We start from the raw sequence: 7,942 nt of genomic DNA, 5'->3' as shown, positions 1-7,942 counted from the left end.
AATATAGTAAGTATGCTTATCAACTTGACCTTTCGATGCAACAGGTATTCTGTTGGAGGCTGAAAAATGCCTTTAACCGGTAACGGCCGCAGCAAGACGGCCCCACGAAGATGGACGAGGCAGGGAGGATAGATGGCGGATCGACCCATACTCATTGCCGGTGGCGGCATTGGTGGCCTTGCCACGGCTGCGGGCCTTGCGCAGAACGGTTTTGCATCGCTGGTGCTTGAGCAGGCGGCAGAGCTGGGCGAGATCGGGGCCGGTATCCAGATTGGCCCGAACGGCTTTCATTCCTTCGATTATCTCGGCATCGGCGACGAGGCCCGGGCGCAGGCGGTCTATATCGACGCGCTCCGCCTGATGGACGCGCAGACCGCCGAGGAAATCGCCCAGGTGCCGCTGGGCGAGGATTTTCGCCGTCATATGGGCAACCCCTATGCCGTGGTTCACCGGGCGGATTTGCACAAGGCGCTGCTGGATTACTGTGTAGCCAGTCCTCTGGTGGAGCTCAGGACCAGCCACAAGGCGACCGGCTATGAGCAGGATGGAAACAGCGTCACGCTGTTGCTGGACGGCCGCGATCCAATTACCGGCAGCGCACTGATCGGTGCCGAGGGGCTGCATTCACCGGTCCGGGCTCAACTCGTCGGCGACGGGGCGCCGCGCATCTCCGGACACACCACGTACCGCTCCGTCATTCCGACCGAACAGATGCCGGAAGACTTGCGCTGGAACGCGGCGACGCTCTGGGCCGGGCCGAAATGCCATATCGTGCATTACCCGCTGAAGGGCTGGAAGGTCTTCAATCTGGTGGTGACCTATCACCGGGACCTGCAGGAAGCGATCTCCGGCCGCCCGGTCTCCAAGGACGAGGTCGCGCAAGGTTTCGAGCATATCCATCCGCGCGCCCGGCAGATCATCGAGCATGGTGACAACTGGAAACTCTGGGTGCTGTGCGACCGGGACCCGGTGGACAATTGGGTCGATGGCCGCGTCGCTTTGCTCGGCGATGCCGCGCATCCCATGCTGCAATATTTCGCGCAAGGTGCCTGCATGGCGATGGAAGACGCGGTCTGCCTCGCCGAGGCCATGAAACGCGGGGACGGTGATATCGAAACCGTCCTGAAGAGCTATCAGCAGCAGCGCATTGCCCGCACCGCGCGGGTACAGGTCGGCAGCCGATTGATCGGCGATTATGTCTATCACCCGGACGGAGCCTTGGCGGCGGCACGCAATCAGGTGCTGTCCAGCCGGACGCCCGCCGAATGGTACGACCGGCTGCACTGGCTCTATGGCTCGAACGGATTGCAGAACTGAGCGCGGCATAAGCCGTGACACGAACGGAGGAGGAAGAGATGAGCGCAGAACAGGATCATTCGAACGTTGCCCATGCGATGCAGCCGGACGACAGCCCGGAGCTGCGCGCGCTCTACAAGGGGTTCGAGGACGAGCACCTGATGCCGCTCTGGACCCAGCTCGGCGATCTGATGCCGATGCATCCGAAGCCCAAGGCCGTGCCGCATGTCTGGAAATGGTCGAAACTGCTGCCGCTGGCCGAGAAGTCCGGCGAGCTGGTGCCGGTCGGACGGGGCGGGGAGCGCCGGGCCATCGGCCTCGCCAATCCGGGGCTGGGCGGCAATGCCTATGTCAGCCCGACGCTCTGGGCCGCGATCCAGTATCTCGGCCCGAAGGAAACCGCGCCGGAGCACCGGCATGCACAGAATGCCTTCCGTTTCGTGGTTGAGGGTGAGGGGGTCTGGACCGTGGTGAATGGCGACCCGGTGCGGATGAGCCGGGGCGACCTGCTGATGACGCCGGGCTGGCATTTCCATGGCCACCATAATGTCACCGACAAGCCGATGACCTGGATCGACGGGCTGGATATTCCGTTCTCCCAGCAGAACGATGTCGGTTTCTTCGAGTTCGGCTCCGACACGGTGACGGATTACGCGACACCGGATTTCTCGCAGGGCGAGCGGCTCTGGTGCCATCCGGGTCTGCGTCCGCTCTCCGGCCTGCAGGACACGGTGAGCACGCCGATCGGCGCCTATCGCTGGGAATTCACCGACCGGGCCCTGACAGAGCAGCTTTTGCTGGAGGATGAAGGCCAGCCGGCGACGGTCGAGCCGGGCCATGCCGCCATCCGCTACGTCAACCCGACCACGGGCGGCGACGTGATGCCGACCATCCGTACCGAGTTCCACCGCTTGCGCGAGGGCTCCGAGACGCGGCCGCGCCGCGAGGTCGGCTCTTCCGTCTTCCAGGTTTTCGAAGGCGCTGGCGCGGTGGTGATGAACGGTGTCGAACACAAGCTGGAGAAGGGTGACATGTTTGTCGTCCCGTCCTGGATCCAGTGGTCCCTGCAGGCGGAAACCCGCTTCGACCTGTTCCGCTTCTCCGACGCTCCGATCATGGAGCGGCTGAATTTCGCCCGCACCAAGATCGAAGGCGTGCAGGACTGAGGGTCTGGGGCCGGTGATGGGCGACTCTCTGGAGGCGGAACGCGCCGCATTGCGGGCAAGGCTTGGCGCGGGTGCCCGGTATGACTCTCCCGCTGCCCCGGCGGAGGATCTTGTCCTTGCCCGCCGGGGAACGGCCTATTTCGCCCGCAAGCTGAACGAGCTGGTCGACCGGGATCTCGACGCGCCGTCCCTGGTGCCCGGCTGGACCCGGCGGCATCTTGTCGCGCATGTCGGCTATCACGCCCGGGCACTGACCCGGCTGGCCGATTGGGGACGTACCGGGGTCGAGACGCCGATGCATGCCTCGGCGGCGGAACGTGACGCCGAGATCGACCTCGGCGCGACATTGCCAGCCCAGGCATTGCGCCACCTTTTCACCCATTCTGCCGTGCATCTGAATGTAGTGTGGCGCGATCTTGAAGATGCGCAGTGGGATGCCGTTGTCAGGACGCTTGAGGGGGGTGCGGGAGTTGCCGATGCTGCGGGCGCGAGAAATCTGGCGAGATGCTCTTGCGCTTGGAAATGGCGGTATGACGCGCGATCTTCCGCCGCAGTTGCGCGGTTCCTGAGCCGCAGAGCTGAATTAAGGCAAAAAATGGCAGCTTTTGTCGCCAAAAAGCACCACGACAGTGGTTGCAATGGGCATGTCGTTCCTGTACCTAATCCTCATGTCAGTAATGCGAATGACTCGCAATAATATTTCATCCGTGAAGGTAGGCTCATGGGGTTGGCGCGTCTTTTCAGAACGGGGCTCTCCGCGCTTGCGGTAGTGGCGATTTCCGTACCCGCACTCGCGACGGATATGGCGGAAAAACGCCTGCTTCTTGAGCTGAACAAGGTCGAGAGCGTGGGCGGTGACTGCCGCACCACCTGGGTTGTGAACAACACCACCGGGGTGAACCTCGAAGCCGTGAAGCTCGATTTTGTCGCGTTCGATACGGACGGCATCGTCGTTCGTCGCGTGATCGCGGACATGGGCCCGATCCATACCGAGCACACACGGGTGAAACTGTTTGATCTGAAGGAAATCGACTGCGGCAGTGTCGGGCGCGTCCTGATGAATGGCGTGAGGGCATGCGAGGGCGGGAGCGCGGCAGTCGCGCCGGAGCTCTGCGCGGACAGTCTGCAGACGGCATCCCGGGCGGCAGTGCCCTTTACGCAATAACCGGATCGCCCCAATGACGGCATTCATGACGATGGCGGCTGAGGCGGTGGCAGGAGAAAATCGATGACGGAAGCGATCGAAGAGATCATGGGCTTTATGGATGCGGGCGGGCCGATCATGTATCTGCTCGCGATCATGTCCGTGGTGGCGACGACCGTTTTTGCCTCCAAGATGGTGCAGTTCCTGATGCTGCGCCTGTGGAACGGCCGCGAGCGGGACGAGGCCCTCGGGCTGTGGCGTTCCGGCCACGGCAAGGCTGCGCTCGATCTTCTTGAGGACGGAGCCCACCCGGCGGCGGCGATTGCCCGTTACGCCATGCAGTTGCGGCACAACCGGGATATTTCCGACGCCGAGGCGCGGGAAGAGGTGGAACGGGTCGCCGGATTGTTCATGGACCGGCTGTCGTCGGGCCTGCGTCTGCTGTCGGCCATCGCCATGCTCAGTCCGCTGATCGGTCTGCTCGGCACCGTGATCGGCATGATCGACGCCTTCAAGGCGCTTGAGGGGGCGGGCAGCAAGGTCGATCCCTCGATCCTCTCCGGCGGCATCTGGGTCGCGCTGCTGACCACGGCCGCCGGTCTGGTGGTTGCCATTCCGGCGACCGCCGCGCACCAGCTGGTCGACGGCATTGTCGAGCGTGCGGGACGGGCGATGGAAGACGCGGCAACGCAGGTCTTCACCGCCGCTCCGGCTCCGGTCCGTCGCAGGGCTGTGGCAGAGTCCATTTCGGAAGCCGCGCTTCAAGGCGCGGAGTGAGGCCATCATGCGGCTCAGTGCCGGGCGCAGACGCCCCACGGCGGAGATCAGTCTCACGCCGCTGATCGACGTCGTCTTTATTCTTCTCATCTTCTTCATGCTGGCTTCGAGCTTCCTTGACTGGCGGGCCATCGGTCTGAAAACCGCCAAGCTCGGGAATGCGGCCGGTGCCGCGTCCGAAGGCTCCGTGCTGGTAAAATTGCGCGCCGACGGGGATTATCAGGTCTCCGGCGAGCGGATGAGCCTGGCGGATTTCTCCGAGCGTCTGAAAACCCTGGCCGGACGAGAGCCCAAGCCCCGCATCGTGGTCGAAGCCGAGACCGGCGTGCCGGTTCAGGCCGTGGTCAAGGCCGTGGATATGGCGGGCGAGCGGGGGCTGACCGACGTGACCCTGGCGAGCCGGTCGGAGCCCTGATGCGATGCGGCTTGTAAAACCCAAGAAAAAGTCCGCGGCCGAGAATGTCCTGCCGCTGATCAATGTCGTTTTTCTGCTGCTGATTTTCTTCATGCTGGCGGGGGCGCTTGAGAAGGCCGAGCTGCTGGACATCACGCCACCGGAGACCGCGAATTCAGGCCAGCCGGATGACACCACGGCGGTCTTGCTGGTCGCGGCTGACGGGCGGCTTTCCTTCCGGGACGAGATCCTTGACCGGACGGATGTGGTCGGGCGTCTCAAGACCTATTTCACCGAAAATCCGGACGGGCGCCTGAAGCTGAAGGCGGATGCCCAGAGCGATGCGGCGATGGTCATCGCCCTGATCGAGGAATTGCGCGCGGTCGGGCTCAAGGAGCTCGGTCTGCTGGCCACGGGGGCGTCATGAACGCGATTGTGGAACGGCGTGGCACCGGCCCCTCAATGATCGCCGGGTTCGCCGCCGCGCTTGCGCTGCATGGCCTGGCCGTTCTGTCCTTCGTGGCGTTCGAGCAGTCCGCGACCAGCAGTGTCGATACGGGTGAAGGCGGTCTTGTCGTGATCATGGGGGATGCCGGCGGGGTTACCGCGCAGACCCTGGCCGAAACCATTCAGGCCGCCGAGGCCAGCGGCGCGCCCGATGGCGAATCCGTGGAGGAGGTGGTTGAACAGACCGTTGCGCCCCCTCCGCCGGTGACGCCGGTCACGGAAGTCGTGGAAACCACCCCGGCCGAACCCGTCGAAATGGTCGAGGCCGAGCCTATCGAGCCCGAACCCGTGGAAACCACCGAGCCCGTGACGGAACCTGTCCCGCAGGAAACCGAAGTGGCTGAAGCTTCCGAGATTGTTCCGGTGGAAACCGTGACGGCGGCCGTTCAGCCTCCGCCCCTGCCGGTCACACGGCCGGAGCCGCCGAAACCGGTCGAGACGGTCAAGCAGCCGCGCCCGGTTGAACAGGTAAAGCCCGTCGAGACCGAAGTCACCGAGGCAAAGCCGGTGGAAGAGGCCCCGAAACAGCCGAAGGCCGACGCCGTGCTGGCGGACAAGGTGCTGGATGCGCAGAAAAAGAAAGGGAGCGGGACGTTTGATGTCGCTTCCTCGGCGCCCAATCGCGTGGCGGGCCCTGGTCAGACACAGGCCTCCTCTGGCGGCGGCGGTGCCGCCGCTGCGCGGAAATCCTATTTCGCATCGATCCAGAGCTGGCTTGAGCAGCACAAGAAATACCCGCGTGCGGCCCGGCTGCGGCGTTACGAAGGCACGGTCGCGTTCAGTTTCCAGATCAATCGCGCCGGCCAGGTCATGAAGCGTTCAATCGTGAAGAGTTCGGGCCGGAAGATCCTGGACGAGGCTCTTCTCGATCTCCTGAAACGGGCCGATCCGATGCCGCCGATGCCGCCCGAGATCAATGGCTCCACCTTCGATTTCACCACCTCCATCGAATATAATCTTCGGTAATGAGTGCCCGCGTCCTTTGATGGAGGCGGCATGTCATACGTTTTTACTAATGCGAATGATTTGCATTTGTATTTGCAGAAAGCATCGTTTATTACAGCAACATCATATCTGGCGGGCGAGACCCGCTTTGCGTTCGTGACATCGCGTTCGTGAAATTAGCATTGGAGGAGCCGAGTTGTTGGCGGGGACACCCTCGGACGAGCCGGACACAGCGACAGCGACCGGCGCTGGATCACATCATTCGGATGAAAAGAACCGCATTCTCGTCAGCGATCTGATGGGGGATGACCGGGAGGTATTCCTGCTTTTCAACGGGTCCGAATACAGACTGCGTGTGACGAACAACAACAAGTTGATCCTCACGAAATGACTGACCCGCCGGAGGGTATCTCCGGCTTAGACAGAAGTAGCCACCCAGCCCTTCGCTAGGCAGCTAATTGCAGCGACCTGACGAAGAGGCTTTGGAATGCGTTTAGCTATTGCTGCGGCGGCGACTATCGCCACCGCTGTGGTGTCGTCCGCTCATGCTGGCGAGGCCACTCAACTTGACCGTATCGTAATTTCAGCGGGTAAAGAGAAGGTGGCCATCGAAACGCCGCAATCCGTGTCCGTCGTGGACCAGGAAGATCTGGATGCAGCACAGCCGACCACAATCGGCGATGTGCTGACGGATCTGCCTGGCGTCAAGGCGATCGGATCGGAGCGCGTGCTCGGTGAAAGCTTCAATATCCGAGGCTTCGGCTCCCTCGGCTCATCCGACGAGAACCGGCTGATCGTCCGGGTCGACGGTGCGACCAAGTTCCACGAGCAGTACCGCGTCGGCTCGTTCTTCTCCGATCCGGAACTCTACAAGCGTGTGGAGGTCCTGCGCGGCCCGGCATCCTCAACGCTCTACGGTGCTGGCGCACTGGCCGGTGTCATCGACCTGACGACAAAGGATGCTGCTGATTTTCTGAAGGGCGAAGACAAGTTTGCCTTCCGCCAGAAGGTCGAGCTGCACAACAACCAGGACGGCCTGCTTTCCTCAAGTACGATTGCCGCGCGGCCGGTCGATGGCCTCGATCTGCTCGGTAATTTCAATTACCGCCAGGCGGATGAATATGAGGATGGTAACGGCACCCCGATCTCCGGCTCCGACTTCGAGGCACCGTCCGGGTTGCTGAAAGGCACCTATCAGTTCGGTGCGGCGAAGGAGCACAAGCTCCGGGCCTCCTATCAGCACTGGACGACGGAAGAGAATGACAGCGATTACTCCCAGACCGGGACGATCGACGCGTTCGGCACGGTCGACCGGACCGTTACCGACCAGACCGGCGTGCTGAGCTACAACTACACGCCGACGAGCAATCCGCTGATCGATCTGGAGCTGTTCACCTCCTACTCGAACACCGAAGTCGACCAGAGCGATTCCTCGAATGCCGCCACCAGCACGTCGTCGCTCTACGCGGACACCGAATATGCCTATGAAACCTGGCAGGCACGGGCCGAGAACACCGCCAGCTTCACCGGTGACAATTACGAGAATTATCTGATCACCGGTGTCAGTTATGCGTTCCAGACCCGGACCGCCGATCAGCCGACGTCCAGTACCAACCCATCCGGAAGCATTTCGTTCCATCCGGGCGGCGAAAGCGCGCAGTACGGCGCCTATGTCCAGAACGAGCTCGTTCTCTGGGACAAGCTGACCCTGAT

The 7,942-nt window shown here is 62.5% G+C and carries 10 protein-coding genes; all 10 read left to right on the top strand.

The genetic code is table 11. The annotated features are described in order from the left end of the window. Positions 1-132 precede the first annotated feature (132 nt). The gene (locus AAC126_RS20845; protein ID WP_339857158.1) at positions 133-1,317 is read left to right on the top strand and encodes a 3-hydroxybenzoate 6-monooxygenase; all 1,185 of its coding nucleotides are present in this window, start codon (positions 133-135) and stop codon (positions 1,315-1,317) included. Between the two features lie 38 nt (positions 1,318-1,355). After that, the gene (locus AAC126_RS20840; protein ID WP_339857156.1) at positions 1,356-2,462 is read left to right on the top strand and encodes a cupin domain-containing protein; all 1,107 of its coding nucleotides are present in this window, start codon (positions 1,356-1,358) and stop codon (positions 2,460-2,462) included. Positions 2,463-2,478: 16 nt separating this feature from the next. Further along, positions 2,479-3,159 (top strand): maleylpyruvate isomerase N-terminal domain-containing protein, encoded by a 681-nt coding sequence (locus tag AAC126_RS20835; RefSeq protein ID WP_339857155.1) that lies wholly within the window; start codon positions 2,479-2,481, stop codon positions 3,157-3,159. Between the two features lie 24 nt (positions 3,160-3,183). After that, positions 3,184-3,627 (top strand): hypothetical protein, encoded by a 444-nt coding sequence (locus tag AAC126_RS20830; RefSeq protein ID WP_339857154.1) that lies wholly within the window; start codon positions 3,184-3,186, stop codon positions 3,625-3,627. A 63-nt stretch (positions 3,628-3,690) separates the two neighbouring features. Next, positions 3,691-4,383 carry a MotA/TolQ/ExbB proton channel family protein gene (locus AAC126_RS20825; protein WP_339857153.1) on the top strand — a complete coding sequence of 231 codons (693 nt, stop codon included), beginning with the start codon at positions 3,691-3,693 and terminating at the stop codon, positions 4,381-4,383. Positions 4,384-4,390: 7 nt separating this feature from the next. Beyond that, positions 4,391-4,798, top strand: a complete 408-nt coding sequence (locus tag AAC126_RS20820; RefSeq protein WP_339857151.1) for a biopolymer transporter ExbD — start codon at positions 4,391-4,393, stop codon at positions 4,796-4,798. Between the two features lie 4 nt (positions 4,799-4,802). Then, positions 4,803-5,204: a biopolymer transporter ExbD gene (locus tag AAC126_RS20815; RefSeq protein ID WP_339857149.1), complete on the top strand. Its 402-nt coding sequence runs from the start codon at positions 4,803-4,805 to the stop codon at positions 5,202-5,204. Beyond that, entirely contained in the window at positions 5,201-6,250 is a 1,050-nt protein-coding gene (locus AAC126_RS20810; protein ID WP_339857147.1) for an energy transducer TonB, read from the top strand. The genes AAC126_RS20815 and AAC126_RS20810 overlap by 4 nt, the downstream gene beginning before the upstream one ends. A 178-nt stretch (positions 6,251-6,428) precedes the next feature. Then, positions 6,429-6,620 carry a hemin uptake protein HemP gene (locus AAC126_RS20805; RefSeq protein WP_339857146.1) on the top strand — a complete coding sequence of 64 codons (192 nt, stop codon included), beginning with the start codon at positions 6,429-6,431 and terminating at the stop codon, positions 6,618-6,620. Between the two features lie 96 nt (positions 6,621-6,716). Next, positions 6,717-7,942, top strand: a 1,226-nt coding sequence (locus AAC126_RS20800) for a TonB-dependent receptor plug domain-containing protein (RefSeq protein ID WP_339857144.1), incomplete at its 3' end; no start/stop codon positions are given.

The sequence above is a fragment of the uncultured Nisaea sp. genome (assembly GCF_963974195.1).
Lineage (GTDB): Bacteria > Pseudomonadota > Alphaproteobacteria > Thalassobaculales > Thalassobaculaceae > Nisaea.
The sequence above is the reverse complement of the archived record's forward strand: the minus strand, read 5'-3'. Positions and strand labels throughout refer to the sequence as shown.